Below are 16,810 nucleotides of genomic sequence, written 5' to 3'. Positions count from 1 at the left end.
GATGCCGCTGTCCTCGAACATGTAGGCCAGACGGTCCTGCGGGTATTCCGGGTCGAGCGGCACATAGGCGCCACCGGCCTTGAGGATCGCCAGCAGGCCGACGACCATTTCCACCGAGCGCTCGGCGGCGATGCCGACCAGCACGTCCGGGCCGACGCCCAGGCCGCGCAGATGTTCAGCCAGGCGATTGGTCTCGGCATTGAGTTCGGCATAGCTCAAGGTACGCTCGGCAAAGGTCAGGGCCGGCGCCTGCGGTTGACGGGCGGCTTGCTGTTCGAACCGCTGATGCACGTACGGCGTGCCCGGGTAGTCGCGTGCCGTGGCGTTCCAGCCGTTCACGATTCGCGAATAAACCGCTGCATCGACCAACCCGAAGCTGCCCAGCAAGGCTTGCGGCGTGCTGGCGAAGCCCTGCAGCAGATGACGCAGCTCGGCCGCAATCTGCTGCACCTGCTCGTGATCGAAGGCCTGGCGCTGGTAGGCGAAGGTCAGCTGCACCTGATCCCGTGCTTCAGCAATCAGGGTCAGCGGGTAACCACTGTATTCCTGATAATCCAGGCCGGACAAACGCAGACCAGCACTGATCTGCGACAGGCTCTGCGCCAGCGGATAGTTCTCGAACACCAGCAGGCTGTCGAACAGCGCCTCGCCAGGGCGCCCTGCTGCTGCCTGGATAGCGTACAGCGGCAGGTATTCGTACTCGCGCAGGCGCACGTTGAGCGCCTGCACCTCACGCACCCAGTCGGCGACCGGTATGTGCCCCTGCGGCTCGGCGGCCACCGGCAGCGTATTGATGAACAGGCCCAGTTGCTGCTCGATACCCGACAATTCCGCCGGGCGCCCGGACACGGTAGCACCGAAGCACGGCCGAGGTTGACCGGTGCGGCGCTGCAACAGCAGTGCCCAGGCGGCCTGCAGCACACTGTTGAGGGTGACTTGCTGGGCCTGCGCAAAGTGCTTCAGGGCTTGGCTCAATGCTTCACCCAGTTCCAGCACCAGCGCGCCCTGCCCGGACGGCTTGGCATCGCGTGTGCCACCGAGCAGTGTCGGGCCGTCCAGATCAAGCAGTTGGGCTTTCCAGAAGGCATCGGCACCCGCGCGATCCTGCTGCTGCAACCAGCCGAGATAATCACTGCGCGTGGTCTGCGCCAGCGCGGCCGGCTGCCCCGCGTAGGCCTGCATCACCGTCGCGAACAGCAACGAATTGCTCCAGCCGTCCATGAGAATGTGGTGGCTGGTGTAGATCAGGTGATGGCGCTGCGGCCCGGTGCGCACCAGCACCAGGCGCAGCAGCGGCGCCTGGCCTAGGTCGAAGGCGCGTGCCTGCTCGGCCTGCGCCAGGGTTTCCAGGCGTGCGTCGATATCAGCCTCGCCTGCCCAGTCGAAGCGTTCGAACGGCAGCTCGACATGGCGCAGCACCACCTGGCGCGGCGCCTCCAGGCCCTGCTCCCAGACAAAACCGGCGCGCAGCGACTCATGCTGGTCCAGTGCCTGCTGCCAGGCCTGGATGAAACGTTGCGGGTCGAGGTCGTCGAGGTCCAGGCGCAGGCGGTTGACGTAGCTGCTGGCCTGGCCGTCGTACAAGCTGTGGAACAGCATGCCTTCCTGCATCGGTGCCAACGGGTAGATGTTCTCGACCTGGCGCAGGTCGACCGGCAGCGCATCCAGCTGGGCCTGAGTCAGGCCGGCCAGCGGGAAGTCGGCCGGGGTGGCACCGCCGGCCTGTTCGTCGAGGCAATGGGTGACCAGCGCGGCCAGCTCTTGGGCGTAGTCATCAGCCAGGCCAGCGATCACCGGCTCATCGAACATCGCGTGGCTGAAGGTGAAGCCCAGTTCCAGCTCGCCCCCCAGCACCTGGCCGTTGATGCTCAACCAGTTGCCCAGCGGCGCATCGGCCGCCTGGGTGGCGCCCACACTTTCCAGGGCGGGTGCGAACAAGCGGTCCTCGGCAAAGCCCTGGTCGAACTGGCCGAGGTAGTTGAATGTTACCCGCGCTTGCGGCAGCGCCTGCAGCGCCGCCTGCTGCGCCGGGCTGCCGAGGTAACGCAGCGCGCCATGGCCGATGCCGCGCCCGGGCACGCCACGCAACTGCTCCTTGATGGCCTTGAGCGAGCCGCCCAGGGCGTCGGTCGGGGTCAGCGCTACCGGGAACAGGCTGGTGAACCAACCCACCGTTCGGCTCAGGTCCACGCCGTCGAACAGGTCTTCGCGGCCATGACCTTCCAGCTGGACCAGCACACTGCCCTGCCCGGTCCAGCGGCACAGCACCCGCGCCAGGGCGGTCAGCAGCAGGTCGTTGACCTGCGTGCGATAGGCCGCTGGCGCCTGCTGCAGCAATTTATGCGTGGTGTCGGCATCCAGGCGGCAGTGCACGGTGCGGGCGTGACGCACCTGCAACCCGGCGTCGCGGCGTGCCGTCGGCAGGTCACCGCTCAGCCCGGCGAGGGTCGCTTGCCAGTAGGCCAGTTCTGCCCCACGGGCAGGCTCCGCGGCCCAGCCCACCAGGCGTTCGGCCCAGGCCTTGAACGCCGTGCTCTTTTCCGCCAGCGCGGGCGTGCGCCCGGCCAGCTGGGCCAGGCAAGCCTGCTCAAGGTCGTCCAGCAGCACCCGCCAGGACACACCATCGACCACCAGGTGATGAATCACCAGCAGCAGGCGCTGCCCGCCTTCGGCGAGGTCGCACAACACCGCGCGCAGCAGTGGCCCCTGAGCGAGATCGAGACTGCCCTGCGCCTCTTCGGCAATGGCCAGCAGTTGCGCGGCATCGGCCGCCTGGCGGTGCCAGAGCAGCCCACCTGGCACGCTGGTACGGTGCTCGGCATGCCAGCTGCCGTTCACCTGGCTGAAAGCCAGGCGCAGTGCATCGTGCTGGTTGACCAGCAACGCCAGGGCCTGTTCGACGATGTTCGCCGTCAGCGCCTGGCGTGGCTGCAGCATGACCGCCTGGTTGTAATGCCCAGGCTGAACCAGCGCCAGTTCGAAGAAGCGCGCCTGCACCGGCAGCAGCGGCATGCCGCCGCTGACCTGCGCGACAGCGGCAGGCTTGGCCGCTGCAGTGATCAACTTGGCGACCTTGGCCAGCTGGGCGATGGTCTGCTTCTCGAACAGCTGGCGCGGGCTCAGCCTGATGCCCTGGCGCTTGGCCCGGGCGATGATCTGCAGGCTGAGGATGGAATCGCCCCCGAGCTCGAAGAAGTTGTCCTCGACGCCGATGTCTTCACGCTTGAGCACCGCTTGCCAGATGGCCAGCAGTTGCTCCTCCAGTGGTGTGCTGGCGGCGACATGGCGCTTGAGGTGTACCTGCGGCTGCGGCAGCGCGCGGCGGTCCAGCTTGCCGTTGGCGGTCAGTGGCAGGCGCTCCAGCAGCATGAGATGGGCCGGCACCAGGTAGTCTGGCAGCAGCGCCTGCAACTGCTCGCGCAGGGCCTCGACGCTCGGCGCGGGGTTACCCGGCACGCACCAGCCGACCAGTTGCAGTTGCGCCGCGTCGTCCCCTTGCGGGACGGCCAGCACCACCGCGTCATGAACCCCGGCCAGGCCACGCAGCACGCGGCCGACTTCCCCGGGCTCGACACGATAACCACGGATCTTCACCTGATCGTCGGCGCGCCCGAGGAAGTGCAGCAAGCCGGCGCTGTCGCGACGCACGCGGTCACCGCTGCGGTACAGGCGCGTGCCCGGCGCGCCGAACGGGTCGGGCACGAAACGCTCGGCGGTGAGTGCCGCCTGGCCAAGATAGCCTTGCGCCAGGCTGTCGCCGCCAATGTACAGCTCGCCAGCGACCCGCGCCGGCGCCCCGTTGAGCACATCGTCCAGCACCCGCACGCTGGCCCCCGGCAGCACAGTGCCCAACGGCACCGCCTGGGTCACTGCACCTTGCAGCTCATGGGTCAGTACACCGACCGTGGTTTCGCTGGGGCCGTAGTGGTTGATGAAGCGGCAGCCTGGCTTGAGCTCGCGCACTTTCTGGTACAACACGGGTGAGCAGGCCTCGCCACCGACGATCAGCGCATGTTCGGGCAACACGTCGCCAGCATTGACCGCCTGCAGCAAGCCGTTGAGGTGGCTGGGGACGATCTTCAGCACGCCGATGCGCTGCTCGGCCATGTAGGCGGCGAAGGCATCCGGGTCGAAGCCCAGCGTCTCTGGCAACACGTGCAGCGTGCGCCCGGAGCACAGGGCGCCGAACAGTACCGTGTGACCAAGGTCGGCGGCAATGGTGGAGACCAGCGCCATGCTCGCGTCCGTGGCCAGATCCAGGCGTTGCAGCAGGCCGTCGACATAGCTGGCCAGCGCGCCATGGCTGACCACCACCCCCTTCGGTTGGCCGGTGGAACCGGAGGTGTGGATCACATAGGCCGGTGCACCCGGCAGCATCCGGATATGTGGTGCATCGCCCGGCAAGGCGGCCCAGCGCTCCGGTGCGTAAGGCTGAACCTGGCAGCCGGACGATGCCAGCGCCTGCTGGCGCGGCTCAGCCGCATCGCACAGCAGCGCCTGCGCGCCACTGCGCTGCAGCATGCCGTGCAGGCGCTCGGTTGGCGCCTTGGTGTCCAGCGGCATGTACACGCCACCCGCCTTGAGAATGCCCAACAGGCACACCAGCCAGCCCGGCGAGCGCTCCATCAGCACCGCGACCGGCTGCCCCGCAGCGACGCCCAGGTCGCGCAGGTGGTGGGCCAGGCGATTGGCCTGGTGGTCCAACTCGGCATGGCTGAGGCGCTGCCCGGCACAAGCCAGCGCAATGGCATCGGGCTGGCGACGGACCTGCTCGTCCCAACGCTGCAGGACCAGGGCCGGTTGCGCACGCTGGCTGGCAACCTCTGCGGCAGGCGCCTTGACCAGGGTATGCAGCGGCGTATCGGGCGCATCGAGCAGCGTCTCGAACAGCTCGCGCAGGGCAACGATGAACCCTTCGATGGTAGCGCGCTGGTAAAGATCGCTGGCGTAGGTCATCTCGCCGTGCACCAGGCTGCCGTCGTCGGTGATGTCCAGAGCCAGATCGAAGTGGGTGCCCTCCTTGCGCAGCGGATACTCGCTGACGGCCAGCCCCGGCAGTTGCACGGCGGTCTGCTTCTGCACACCGACGTTCTGGTTGAACTTGGCCTGGAACAGCGGGTTATGGCCAAGGCTACGCTCGGGCGCGAGCACCTCCACCAACTGCTCGAAGGGCAGCTCCTGATTGGCCTGTGCGGCGAAGGTCGCTTCGCGCACCTGCACCAGCAGTTCACTCAGCGACAGGCGCTCGTCGACCACGCAGCGCAGCACCTGGGTGTTGACGAAGAAGCCGATCAAGCCCTCCACCTCTTCGCGCCCGCGGTTGGCGTTGGGCACGCCGATGCGGATGTCGCGCTGGCCGGAGTGGCGCGAGAGGAACACGGCGTAACCGGTCAGCATCAGCATGAACAGCGTCACCCCCTGCGCCCGGGCGGCGTCGCGCAGGCGCTGTGACAGCGGCCCGCCGAAATCGAACCTGAGGGTCTCGCCTTGCAGGCTCTGCACTGGCGGGCGCGGGAAGTCGGCCGCCACCTCGAGCAAGGGGTGGTCATCGCCGAGCTGCTCGCGCCAGTGCTGCAACTGCCGCTCGCCCTCGCCGGCTTCCAGCCAGCGGCGCTGCCACACGGCATAGTCGGCATACTGCAAGGGCAACGCTGGCAGGCTCTGAGGGCCGGCCTGGTAGCACTGGACGAACTCGCGGACCATCACGTCCATCGACCAACCGTCGCAGACGATATGGTGCATGCACACCACCAGCACGTATTCGTCCTGGCCCAGGCGGAACAGGCTGGCGCGCAGCAGTGGGCCCTTGAGCAGGTCGAACGGGCGACTGACTTCCTCTTCCACCTGTCGGGCCAGCTCAGCCTCGCCGGCGGTGCCAAGGTCGACATGCCGCAAGGCCAGGGGCTCGGCCGCCAGCACCCGTTGCAGCGGCTGCTCGCCGTCGACCTGGAACACCGTACGCAACGCTTCGTGGCGCTCGATCAGGGCGTCGAAGGCGCCTTGCAGACGGCTCTGGTCCAGATCGCCGCGCAGGCGCAGGCCGGCAGCCATGTTATAGGCCGCGCTCTGCGGATCGAGCTGCCAGAGGAACAGCAGGCGCTGCTGGGCGTAGGACAGCGCAATGGCTTCATGGCCGTGGCGGCTGACCGGGATCGGCAGCAGGCCGAAGTCCTTGCCATCCTGGCGCAGCCTGGCGAGGAACTGACGGCGTTGTTCGAGCGGCAACCCGATGAACTTCTCGGCGATACGCAGCGTCGTGTTGCGGGTCATGCTCAAACCTCCTCCAGTGAATTCATGAACGCTTCCATGTCGGCCCAGTCCTCGTCGGCGGTACCGCCCAGGGCCTCCAGCTCTTCGGCCAGGGCAGCCAGGTGCGGGCGTTCGAACAGGCTGCGCATGGGCAGCGCGACGCCCAGTTCGGACTTGATCCGGGCAATGACCTGGGCTGCCAGCAGCGAATGCCCGCCCAGGTCGAAGAAACTGTCGTCGAGGCCGACGCGGGGCACCTGCAAGACTTCCATCCAGATTGCCGCCAGGCGTTGCTGCGGCTCGCTGACTGGCGCACGGAAGCCGGCCTGTAGCTGGCTCGGGTCAGGCGCGGGCAGGGCCTTGCGGTCGAGTTTGCCGCTGGGGGTTAGCGGCAGGCGGTCCAGCAGCACCAGATGCGACGGCACCATGTAGTCCGGCAGCGTCGCACGCAGGCCCTGGCGGATCGCCTGGCGCTGTGCCTCGGCATCGGTGCCGTCGGCGTCGGTGACCGCATAGGCAACCAGTTGCCGCCCACCGGCCATGTCCAGGGCCAGCACCGCCGCTTCGCGCACGCCGGGGCATTGCTGCAGGCGCATCTCGATCTCGCCAAGCTCGATACGGAAGCCGCGCACCTTCACCTGATGATCGACCCGACCGATGTACTCGATAGCGCCATTGGCGTCGAAACGGGCACGGTCACCTGTGCGGTACAAGCGTGCGCCGGGCACATTGGGGTCGGGCAGGAAGCGTTCGGCGCTGAGTGCGGGCTGGCCGTAGTAACCGCGCGCCAGGCCCGGGCCACCGATGTACAGCTCGCCAATGGCGCCAGCCGGTACGGGCTGCATCTCGCCGTCGAGGATGCACAGGCGCCGCCCGGCCAGCCCCTGGCCGATGGGGATACCGCGCCAGGACACATCGCGCGAGGCCAGCGCCGTGCAGTCGTGGATGCTGGACACCACCGTGGCCTCGGTCGGGCCATAGGTGTTGAGCAGGCGCACACCGGCCAGGCCGGCGCGGCGCCACAGGTCGAGCCCGTCCACCGCCATGGCTTCGCCGCCAACATGCACCTGGCGCAATGCGGCAAATGCCGGTGGCGTGTCGCGCGCGTAGTCCTGCACCAGCATGTGCCAGTAGGCAGCCGGCAGGTCGGCGACAGTGATGCCGTGCCGTTGCAGGGCGTGCAGGAAGCGGGTGCTGTCCCACAGGTGGCGGTCGCGCAGCACCACACGGGCACCGACGCACAGCGGTGGATAGAACTGCTCGACGAAACCGTCGAAGCTGCAGGTGGCGAACTGCAGCACGCGATCATCGGCGGTCAGGCGCGAATAGTCGCTGGCCAGCTCGCAGAACTCGGCCAGCGCGCCGTGGCTGATGGCGACGCCCTTGGGACGGCCGGTGGAGCCGGAGGTGTAGATCACATAGGCCAGGTTGCCCGGCCGCAGTGATACCTGCGGTGCATGCTCAGGGTGCTCGCCCTGCGCGTGGTCCAGGCAGATGACCTCGATACCGCCGGCTTCAGGCAGTTGGTTCAGCAGGGTCGATTGGGTCAACAGCAGACGCAGGCCGCTGTCGGCGAACACCTGGGCGATGCGCTCGCTGGGCGCTTGCGGGTCCAGCGGCACATAGGCACCGCCGGCCTTGAGCACCGCCAGCAGGGCGACCCCCATGTCCAGCGAACGCTCAAGCGCCACACCGACCAGCACCTCGGGGCCGACACCGGCCTGCACCAGGCGCTGGGCCAGGCGGTTGCTGCGACGCTCCAGCTCGGCATAGCTCAGGCTGGCGCCCTGCCCTTCTCCAGCCAGCACCAGCGCGACCGCCTCGGGCGAACGCGCTGCCTGGGCCTGAAAGCGCTGGTGGGCCAACGCCGCTGCCTGAGGTGCAGGTGCTTGCAGTGCCCAAGCCTGCAGTTGGCGGGATTCAGCCGCATCGAGCAATTCCAGCTCGCCGATTCGACGTTGCGGGTCGGCCAGCACGCTGCGCAGCAGGTTGCGCCAGTGGCCGGCCATGCGCTCGACGGTGGCGGCATCGAACAGATCCGTGGCGTAGGTGAAGGCAGCCAGCAGGCGTTCGCCTTCCTCGCGGGTTTCCAGCATCAGGTCGCTGGCAGCGGCATGGCTGCGGGCGCCGGCCACGCTCTGTTCAGCGTCCAGATGCGCCAATTGCAAGCCGCAACCCAGGCGCATGCCCTGGATGTCGGTGACCAGCGGCTGATGGTTGTACATGACCTGGAACAGCGCGTTGTGGCTCTGGCTGCGGTTGGGCTGCAGCGCCTCCAGTAGCGCATCGAATGGCAGCTCCTGGTGGGCCTGGGCGCCGAGGGCGGTCTGACGCAGCGCTGCCAGTAGCTGCTCGAACGTCTGCTGCCCATCCAGCTGACTGCGCAGCACCTGGGTATTGACGAAGAAACCGATCAGTCCCTCGACCTCGCCGCGGTTGCGGTTGGCAATCAGGCCTCCGACGCGGATGTCGCCCTGCCCGCTGTAGCGGTACAACAGGGTTTTGAAGGCTGCCAGGAGCACCACGAACAAGGTCGTACCCTGACGTTGGGCCAGCGCCTTCAGGCCGCTGCGCAGCTCGGCGTCGATGGCGAATTCAAGGCGCGCACCGGCATGGCTCGGCTGTGCCGGGCGTGGCCGGTCGGTGGGCAATTCCAGGGGCTCATGCTCCTCGCCCAGCTGAGCTCGCCAGTAGTCGAGCTGACGGGCCTGCTCACCGGCTTCCATCCAGCTGCGCTGCCACAGGGCGTAGTCACGGTACTGCACGGCCAGCGCCGGTAACTGGGCCTGGTTTCCGGCGCTGCGGGCGTCCAGGCAACGCATGAACTCGTCGATCAGGATGTTCATCGACCAGCCGTCGGCAATGATGTGATGCATGGTCAGCAGCAACACATGTTCATCCGCAGCCAGTTGCAGCAGCGCGGCCCGCAGCAGCGGGCCATGTCGCAAGTCGAACGGCTGTGCGGCTTCGCGGGCGACCTCCTCACGGGTCTGTTGCAACCGCTGATCGGCATCCAGCGTGGACAGGTCGACATGGCGCACCCGCACCTGCGCACCGTCACCCACACACTGCACGGCCTGGCCGTCGACTTCCTCGAAGGTGGTGCGCAGGCACTCGTGGCGCTGCACCAGGTCGGCAAAGGCCAGGTCCAGCGCCTGGTGGTTGAGGCGGCCTAGCAGGCGCACGGCCCCTGGCAGGTTGTAGGCAGCGCTGCCGGGTTCCAGCTGCCAGAGGAACCACATGCGCTGCTGGGCATACGAGACCTGGTCGCGACCAGCAATGCCGCTGCAGTCGGGGATGGGGTATTGACTGAAATCGACTTGCTCGTCGCGCAGGGCGGCGAAGAAGACACGGCGTTTTTCCAGCGGCAGTTCAATGAAGCGGCGCGCCAGCTTCAGGGATTGATCGAGGGTGCTCATAGGTCGTCCGAACCGGTGATGGGAGCCGCCCTGGGCTCCGCGATACCTGTTGAACGAATGGTTCCGGCTTGCATTTAGGTGCTGTTGGCAAAACCGTCGCAGCGCTTTTGCGGCAGCGCGCCTGCGCTGACTGCCGCGCTGCGCGGCTCAACCTGCGCCGTGCCCCTCGGCCATGGCCACGATGACCTTGCGCTTGCCGGTGAAGCTGCTGCGGGCGTGGGCGGCGAGCATGTTATCGAGCATCAGCACATCGCCTTCCTGCCAGGGGAAGGCGATGGTGCACTCATCCAGCACACCGCGTACTTCGTCGAGGATCGAGTCTTCGATCGGTGAACCGTCGCCGTAATAGACATTACGAGGCAGGTCTTGCTCGTCGACGATTTCCAGCAAGCTCTCGCGCACCTCAGGCGGCAGGTTGGACACATGGAACAGGTGCGCCTGGTTGAACCACACATCCTCAAAGGTTCGCGGGTGGCGGGCCACGGCCTGGCAGGTCTGGCGAGTCCGCAGTTCGCCGTCGTCCTTCCATTCGCAGGTGATCGCATGGCGTTGGCAGTAGGCTTGCACCACTGCCGGATCGTCACTGTTGAACACCTGCTCCCAAGGCACATCCAGGCCATTGCCGAAGTTGCGCACGTACATCAGCCCATGACGATTGAAACGCTCGTGGATACGCGGGGCGATCCGGCGGAACACTTCGCGGCTGTCGGCGATGGGCGTTTCCCCGCCGCTCTGGGCGGCGATCATGCTGTAGAACCAGATCTTCATCGGCCATTCACGGGTGTAGGCCTGCTCGTTGTGCAGCGGGATTTTCTGGTGCGGCGGGTATTCGGTAGAGGTGTACACGCCCTGGGTAACGTTACTGCGCGGGGTAGAGCCGAACTCATAGTTCAGCAGCGGGTGGCCAAAGCCGCCGGCAAAGCTGCGAAAAGCCTCGGCGCCGCCCACGTCGAAACCGCGAAAAAGGATGCCACCGGCATCGAGCAAATGACGGTCCACCAACGCACGGATCGGCTCCAGCGCCTCGTTGAGGTCCAGGCCGGCATGGGGTGCCTCGACCAGTAAGGGCAGGCTGCGCTGGCCAGGCAGCAGGGGCCGGGCCAGCAGTTCCAGTGTGGCACTCATGGCCTCCCCCTCGCGGCAGCTGGCCGCAGCGGGTTGAGCAGCAACTGATTGGCAACAGGCAGCACCTGGCTGGCCTTGAAACAAATGGCGGCAAGCATCCTTCGACCCTCGATGAAAAGACAGCAAGCTCCGGTGGCGCGTACGGCGCACGTCGGCCTTGTGCAAAGGAAACGAGGGGCAGAGGGAGGGATTTAGCGTGGATGGCGTCCCCGGCAGGAATCGAACCTGCACCAGAGTCTTAGGAGGACCCCGTTCTATCCATTAAACTACAGGGACTGCAACCCGCCAGCCATGTGCTGACTGAAAGCAGCAGCAGCGGGACGGCGAGCATGTTAACCAGCGCGCCACCGTTTGTCATGCCTGAATCGGGCTTTTTGCACGTAGGGGGTTTCTGAAAGCCGCTCAGCCAAGCAACTTTTCCTGGCGCAGCAGATCGAGCAAGGCCGCCACCGCCGTGGCCAACTCCCCTGAATTGTCGAGGTGGTGCAGCGATGGCCCAGCGTTCAATTGCAGCAGCGCATTGCGCGCCAGGCGCTGGTCGACTTGCTCCGGGGTCTCCCGCCCACGGGCCAGCAAGCGTTCACGCAGCACGGCGGGCTGCACGTCCAGGCACACTGCCAAAAGACCAGGGTAACGCGCCTGGGCTTCTGGCAAATAAGCCCTGGAACCATTGACCAGCACCGAGCGCCCCTGCGCCAGCCACGTGTCCACCTGGGCCGGTATCCCGTACTCCAGGCCATTGGCTCGCCAGTGCATGGCGAACGCGCCCTCTTCGCGCAGCTGCGCGAACCGCTCCGCGCTGACGCCATGGGCCGCTTCACCCTTGGCTTCGGCGGAACGGGTAATGATGCGACGGGCTATTTCGACGCCTGCCGCAGACAATTGCGCACGCGCGGCATCGATCAGGGAATCTTTTCCCGAACCGGAGGGTCCTATCAGGAATATCAGGCGGCCTGAGGCTCCATCTCGGGCGCTTGCGTCATGTTGCATAGCCACTATGCTCTATGGAAGGAAACCCGCGCATTCTAGGTGTTTTCTGCGTCCTTTGCTGCGTTTTACAGGTTTTTGGCGGCAAAAGGCTGACGGTGCGACGGGCCGGATGATGTAAAACTTTTCAAACCAGTACTCATTTCTGATAATTGGTACTGGCAAAAAGCCTTTATCCGGCTCACTATTTGTCACAGAATTGACGCCAAGGAAACGGCGGCCATGAGGCAAGATGACCTTCCAAATATTCATGACGGTTGAACATTTTGTCGTCGCCACGGTCGTACTTCCACCCCGTGCGGCCAATTTGAGAACCGCTTCCCCTGAACCAGTAAATCCGGTCAATTTATATGCGCCCAATGAAACAGGCTATTTATTCGAGCCGCACCGCTGACAAGTTCGTCGTCCGCCTGCCAGACGGGATGCGTGAGCGCATTGCCGAGGTAGCGCGCAACCATCACCGCAGCATGAACTCCGAGATCATCGCGCGCCTGGAGCAGAGCCTTATCCAGGAAGGTGCGCTGGGCGACGAGCTGAGCATGCGCCTGGACAGCCCGGAGCTGTCGCTGCATGAGCGCGAGCTCCTGCAACGTTTCCGCCAGCTGTCGCACCGCCAGCAGAATGCGCTGGTGGCCCTCATCGCTCACGATGTGGAAATGGCCGCCGACGCCTCCTGAGGCCGACAGCGAGCAGACACGAAAAAGCCAGCGTATGCTGGCTTTTTTGGTTGGGCTTGTTTTTCTGCTGGCGCTTCAGAGCAGGAACAGTGTCGCCAGGCCCAGGAAGATGAAGAAGCCGCCACTGTCGGTCACGGCGGTGATCATCACGCTCGAGCCCATGGCCGGATCGCGCCCCAGGCGTGTCAGGGTCATGGGAATCAGCACGCCCATGAAGGCCGCCAGCAACAGGTTCAGCGTCATGGCGGCGGTCATCACCACGCCCAGGGACCAGCTGCCATAGAGCCAGAAGGCCACCGCGCCGATAACCCCGCCCCAGACCAGGCCATTGAGCAGCCCCACCGCCAACTCCTTGCGCATCAGCCGGCTGGTATTGCCCGGCGACACCTGGTCCAGTGCCATGGCACGGACGATCATGGTGATGGTCTGGTTGCCCGAGTTGCCACCAATACCGGCAACGATGGGCATCAGCGCAGCCAGCGCCACCAGCTTCTCGATCGATCCTTCGAACAAGCCGATCACCCGCGAGGCGACAAAGGCGGTAATCAGGTTGATCGCCAGCCAGGCCCAACGGTTGCGCAGCGAACGCCAGACCGAGGCGAAGATGTCTTCCTCTTCACGCAGACCGGCCATGTTGAGGACTTCGCTTTCGCTCTCCTCACGGATCAGGTCAACCATCTCGTCAATCGTCAGACGGCCGATCAGACGATCACCCTTGTCGACCACTGGCGCCGAAACCAGGTCATAACGTTCGAAGGCCTGAGCCGCGTCGTAGGCATCTTCCTCAGGATGAAAAGACACGGGGTCGGTCGCCATGACCTCCGCCACTTTCTTCTCTGGGTCGTTGACCAACAGGCGCTTGATTGGCAATACGCCCTTGAGAATGCCTTCATAGTCGACCACGAACAGCTTGTCGGTATGGTTGGGCAACTCTTTCAGGCGGCGCAGGTAGCGCAGCACCACTTCCAGGCTGACGTCTTCGCGGATGGTGACCATCTCGAAGTCCATCAGCGCACCGACCTGCTCCTCGTCGTAACTCAGTGCCGAGCGGACCCGCTCGCGCTGCTGGGCATCGAGGCTTTCCATCAGCTCGTGAACCACGTCACGCGGCAGCTCTGGCGCCAGGTCGGCCAGTTCGTCGGCGTCCATTTCCTTGGCGGCAGCCAGGATCTCGTGATCGTCCATGTCGGCGATCAGCGACTGACGAACAGAGTCGGATACTTCGAGGAGGATGTCGCCGTCACGGTCCGAGCGCACCAGCTGCCAGACCGTCAGACGGTCTTGCAAGGGCAAGGCTTCGAGGATGTAGGCGACGTCGGCTGGGTGCAGGTCGTCCAGCTTGCGCTGCAGGTCGACCAGGTTCTGGCGGTGGACGAGGTTTTCCACCAGATCGTTGTGCTGACCTTCCTGACGATGGGTCAGGTCTTCCACCACACGTTGGCGCTGCAGCAGTTCGACCACCTGGGCCAGGCGATCCTGCAGGCTCTCTTGAGCTTTCTTTACTTCTACTTCAGTCATAGGCGAACTCCACTCCCAGCAGCGGAGCACGCCGGGAGAATCAATCAGTCAGATCTAGCTGTATGAATCTTGTTAGGGAGTAACTACTGGGTAAGTCCATGGTGGTTTTCCACAAGCCCCGGCGGGGCTGACGGGCGCAATCATACACTGCCTAAGCTGTCAGATCGCTTAAAATTTCGGCCAGAACAATCGTTTGCGAGATAAAGCTGGGACAACGCTCGATGCTACCTGTGCGACGGCATGCGCGTGATAAAGAACACATTCACCGCGCAAAAGTCTGTCGGGCTGGTTACTGTGCAGTCTAGTCAGGCATCACTGACAAAACAGTGAAAGAGAAAAACAAAAAGCCCGCTCAAATGAGCGGGCTTCTTATCGTGTATGGCGGACTCAGCAGGATTCGAACCTGCGACCGCTCGGTTCGTAGCCGAGTACTCTATCCAGCTGAGCTATGAGTCCGTGGTTGGCAGTTTCAAACCAGATACCGCTGGTGATGAAGCGACTTTGCAAGCAGAGCCACTTCAAAAGTGGCGGACTCAGCAGGATTCGAACCTGCGACCGCTCGGTTCGTAGCCGAGTACTCTATCCAGCTGAGCTATGAGTCCGTGGTTGGCAGTTTCAAACCAGATACCGCTGGTGAATGAAGCGACTTTGCAAGCAGAGCCACTTCAAAAAGTGGCGGACTCAGCAGGATTCGAACCTGCGACCGCTCGGTTCGTAGCCGAGTACTCTATCCAGCTGAGCTATGAGTCCGCGATTGGTAATTTTAGACCAGGTTACCACTGGTGATTTGAAGCAGCCTTGCATGCAAAGCCACTTCAAAAGTGGCGGACTCAGCAGGATTCGAACCTGCGACCGCTCGGTTCGTAGCCGAGTACTCTATCCAGCTGAGCTATGAGTCCGTGTCTTGCCGCGCATGATAGTTCGCTGAAACATTTTTGCAAGAACTTTTTCGTTTAACTTCAACGACTTAGCGTTCTTACCGTTTACAGCGCCCTACGCAAATAATGGCGGTGAAGGGGGGATTCGAACCCCCGATACCCTTATGAGGTATACTCCCTTAGCAGGGGAGCGCCTTCGGCCACTCGGCCACCTCACCGCAACACGAGGCGAATATTAAACAGGCTCTTCCTCGTTTGCAACCCTTTTTTTGAAAAAAACTTCAAAAAAATTAAAGGCTTGGCTCCTCGTCCTTCTCTTTCTTGATCCGCAGGTAGATTTCTTCGCGGTGAACGGCCACTTCTTTAGGGGCGCTGACACCAATACGCACCTGGTTGCCTTTCACGCCGAGCACCGTCACGGTGATCTCGCCGTCTCCAATGATCAGGCTCTCGGCGCACCGACGAGTCAGAATCAACATAGCTTTCTCCTTACGCAAAACATTCAGGGGTTACAGTCTTGGGATGTCAGGCCTGAGCGCGGACGACGCACATGGCCTGGATGATCGCCCCGCTGGCAGGACAAGGCCTGCGTGGCGACCAGAAACGCGAAGGGCGCGGCTAAGCCGCGCCCTCCAGGCCAGGCGTTACTCGCCCTGTCGGGCCGGAGCGTCAAGTTCGAACGCGGTGTGCAGCGCGCGTACGGCCAGCTCCAGGTACTTCTCTTCAATGACCACCGAGACCTTGATTTCGGAGGTGGAGATCATCTGGATGTTGATGCTCTCCTTGGCCAGGGCTTCGAACATGCGGCTGGCAACGCCCGCGTGGGAGCGCATGCCAACGCCGACGATCGACACCTTGGCGATCTTGGTGTCGCCGATCACTTCACGGGCACCGATCTCACGCGCGGTGTTTTCCAGCACGCTGTAGGCCTTCTCGTACTCGTTGCGGTGCACGGTGAAGGTGAAGTCGGTGGTGTTATCGTGGGAAACGTTCTGCACGATCATGTCCACCTCGATGTTCGAAGCGCTGATCGGGCCGAGGATCTTGAAGGCAACGCCCGGGGTGTCCGGTACGCCACGAATGGTCAGCTTGGCCTCATCACGGTTGAAGGCGATACCGGAAATGATCGGCTGTTCCATGGATTCCTCTTCATCAATGGTAATGAGGGTACCTGGACCCTCCTTGAAGCTGTGCAGCACGCGCAGCGGAACGTTGTACTTGCCGGCGAACTCCACCGAGCGGATCTGCAACACCTTGGAACCAAGGCTGGCCATTTCCAGCATCTCTTCGAAGGTGATCTTCTCCAGGCGCTGCGCTTGCGGCACAACGCGCGGGTCGGTGGTGTAGACGCCATCGACGTCGGTGTAGATCTGGCACTCGTCTGCCTTCAGCGCAGCCGCCAGGGCCACGCCGGTGGTGTCGGAGCCACCGCGGCCGAGGGTAGTGATGCTGCCGTGCTCGTCGACACCCTGGAAACCGGCCACCACGACCACGCGGCCTTCCTTGAGGTCGGCACGGATCTTCTGGTCGTCGATCTGCAGGATGCGCGCCTTGTTGTGCGCGCTGTCGGTGAGGATGCGCACCTGGTTGCCGGTGTAGGACACCGCTGGCACACCACGCTTGATCAAGGCCATGGTCAACAGGGCAATGGTGACCTGCTCACCGGTCGACACGATCACATCCAGCTCACGCGGAACCGGCTGATCGGTGATCTGCTTGGCCAGATCGATCAGGCGATTGGTTTCACCGCTCATGGCCGACAGCACAACCACCAGGTCGTCGCCCGCTTCACGGTGTTTCTTGACCTTTTCGGCTACCTGCTCGATCCGCTCGATGGAACCGACAGAGGTGCCGCCAAATTTCTGTACGATCAACGCCATTTCAATGGTGCCTCAGCCCGTACCGGGCCTCAAAAAAACCATCCAACATGAAGGAGCAGATGACTAGACCACCCGCC

Annotated in this window: 8 protein-coding genes and 6 tRNA genes; 1 reads left to right on the top strand and 13 read right to left on the bottom strand. The window is 64.1% G+C overall.

Going from position 1 to position 16,810, the window contains the following annotated elements; translation table 11 throughout:
- From HU738_RS17990 to phnN, 5 genes are all read right to left on the bottom strand, one after another.
- A partial coding sequence (locus tag HU738_RS17990) for a non-ribosomal peptide synthetase (protein WP_217871486.1) occupies positions 1 to 6,270 on the bottom strand: 6,270 nt, incomplete at its 3' end.
- Between the two features lie 2 nt (positions 6,271 to 6,272).
- On the bottom strand, positions 6,273 to 9,668 hold the full coding sequence (locus HU738_RS17985; protein WP_186604977.1) for a non-ribosomal peptide synthetase: 3,396 nt from the start codon (positions 9,666 to 9,668) through the stop codon (positions 6,273 to 6,275).
- 147 nt (positions 9,669 to 9,815) lie between these two features.
- On the bottom strand, positions 9,816 to 10,793 hold the full coding sequence (locus HU738_RS17980; protein WP_186604975.1) for a TauD/TfdA family dioxygenase: 978 nt from the start codon (positions 10,791 to 10,793) through the stop codon (positions 9,816 to 9,818).
- Between the two features lie 201 nt (positions 10,794 to 10,994).
- Positions 10,995 to 11,069 (bottom strand) — tRNA-Arg (locus tag HU738_RS17975).
- A gap of 126 nt (positions 11,070 to 11,195) precedes the next feature.
- Positions 11,196 to 11,783 carry a phosphonate metabolism protein/1,5-bisphosphokinase (PRPP-forming) PhnN gene (phnN, locus tag HU738_RS17970; RefSeq protein ID WP_186604973.1) on the bottom strand — a complete coding sequence of 196 codons (588 nt, stop codon included), beginning with the start codon at positions 11,781 to 11,783 and terminating at the stop codon, positions 11,196 to 11,198.
- A gap of 347 nt (positions 11,784 to 12,130) precedes the next feature.
- On the opposite strand from phnN, the gene HU738_RS17965 reads away from it, so the two are divergent.
- A complete protein-coding gene (locus HU738_RS17965; RefSeq protein WP_003254499.1) occupies positions 12,131 to 12,457 on the top strand; it encodes an Arc family DNA-binding protein in 327 nt (108 codons plus the stop codon).
- Positions 12,458 to 12,532: 75 nt separating this feature from the next.
- On the opposite strand, the gene mgtE is transcribed toward HU738_RS17965, so the two are convergent.
- The 8 genes from mgtE to HU738_RS17925 form a co-directional block, all read right to left on the bottom strand.
- Complete coding sequence (mgtE, locus tag HU738_RS17960; protein WP_176509044.1) at positions 12,533 to 13,975, bottom strand: magnesium transporter; 1,443 nt, start codon at positions 13,973 to 13,975, stop codon at positions 12,533 to 12,535.
- 379 nt (positions 13,976 to 14,354) lie between these two features.
- Positions 14,355 to 14,431, bottom strand: a tRNA-Arg gene (locus HU738_RS17955).
- A gap of 69 nt (positions 14,432 to 14,500) precedes the next feature.
- A tRNA-Arg gene (locus tag HU738_RS17950) sits at positions 14,501 to 14,577 on the bottom strand.
- A gap of 71 nt (positions 14,578 to 14,648) precedes the next feature.
- Positions 14,649 to 14,725 (bottom strand) — tRNA-Arg (locus tag HU738_RS17945).
- Positions 14,726 to 14,797: 72 nt separating this feature from the next.
- Positions 14,798 to 14,874: transfer RNA gene (locus HU738_RS17940), tRNA-Arg, on the bottom strand.
- Between the two features lie 106 nt (positions 14,875 to 14,980).
- A tRNA-Ser gene (locus tag HU738_RS17935) sits at positions 14,981 to 15,071 on the bottom strand.
- A 72-nt stretch (positions 15,072 to 15,143) separates the two neighbouring features.
- Positions 15,144 to 15,332 (bottom strand): carbon storage regulator CsrA, encoded by a 189-nt coding sequence (csrA, locus tag HU738_RS17930; RefSeq protein ID WP_003254503.1) that lies wholly within the window; start codon positions 15,330 to 15,332, stop codon positions 15,144 to 15,146.
- Between the two features lie 165 nt (positions 15,333 to 15,497).
- A complete protein-coding gene (locus tag HU738_RS17925; protein ID WP_099815407.1) occupies positions 15,498 to 16,733 on the bottom strand; it encodes an aspartate kinase in 1,236 nt (411 codons plus the stop codon).
- Positions 16,734 to 16,810: the final 77 nt, after the last annotated feature.

The sequence above is a fragment of the Pseudomonas vlassakiae genome (genome assembly GCF_014269035.2).
Taxonomy (GTDB): Bacteria; Pseudomonadota; Gammaproteobacteria; order Pseudomonadales; family Pseudomonadaceae; genus Aquipseudomonas; species Aquipseudomonas vlassakiae.
The sequence above is the reverse complement of the archived record's forward strand: the minus strand, read 5'-3'. Positions and strand labels throughout refer to the sequence as shown.

What these genes read in the sequence shown, in the direction of transcription:
- HU738_RS17925 (WP_099815407.1), bottom strand. Translation starts at nt 16,733, where the DNA reads ATGGCGTTGATCGTACAGAAATTTGGCGGCACCTCTGTCGGTTCCATC.
- csrA (WP_003254503.1), bottom strand. Translation starts at nt 15,332, where the DNA reads ATGTTGATTCTGACTCGTCGGTGCGCCGAGAGCCTGATCATTGGAGAC.
- HU738_RS17985 (WP_186604977.1), bottom strand. Translation starts at nt 9,668, where the DNA reads ATGAGCACCCTCGATCAATCCCTGAAGCTGGCGCGCCGCTTCATTGAA.
- mgtE (WP_176509044.1), bottom strand. Translation starts at nt 13,975, where the DNA reads ATGACTGAAGTAGAAGTAAAGAAAGCTCAAGAGAGCCTGCAGGATCGC.
- HU738_RS17980 (WP_186604975.1), bottom strand. Translation starts at nt 10,793, where the DNA reads ATGAGTGCCACACTGGAACTGCTGGCCCGGCCCCTGCTGCCTGGCCAG.
- HU738_RS17965 (WP_003254499.1), top strand. Translation starts at nt 12,131, where the DNA reads ATGCGCCCAATGAAACAGGCTATTTATTCGAGCCGCACCGCTGACAAG.
- phnN (WP_186604973.1), bottom strand. Translation starts at nt 11,783, where the DNA reads ATGCAACATGACGCAAGCGCCCGAGATGGAGCCTCAGGCCGCCTGATA.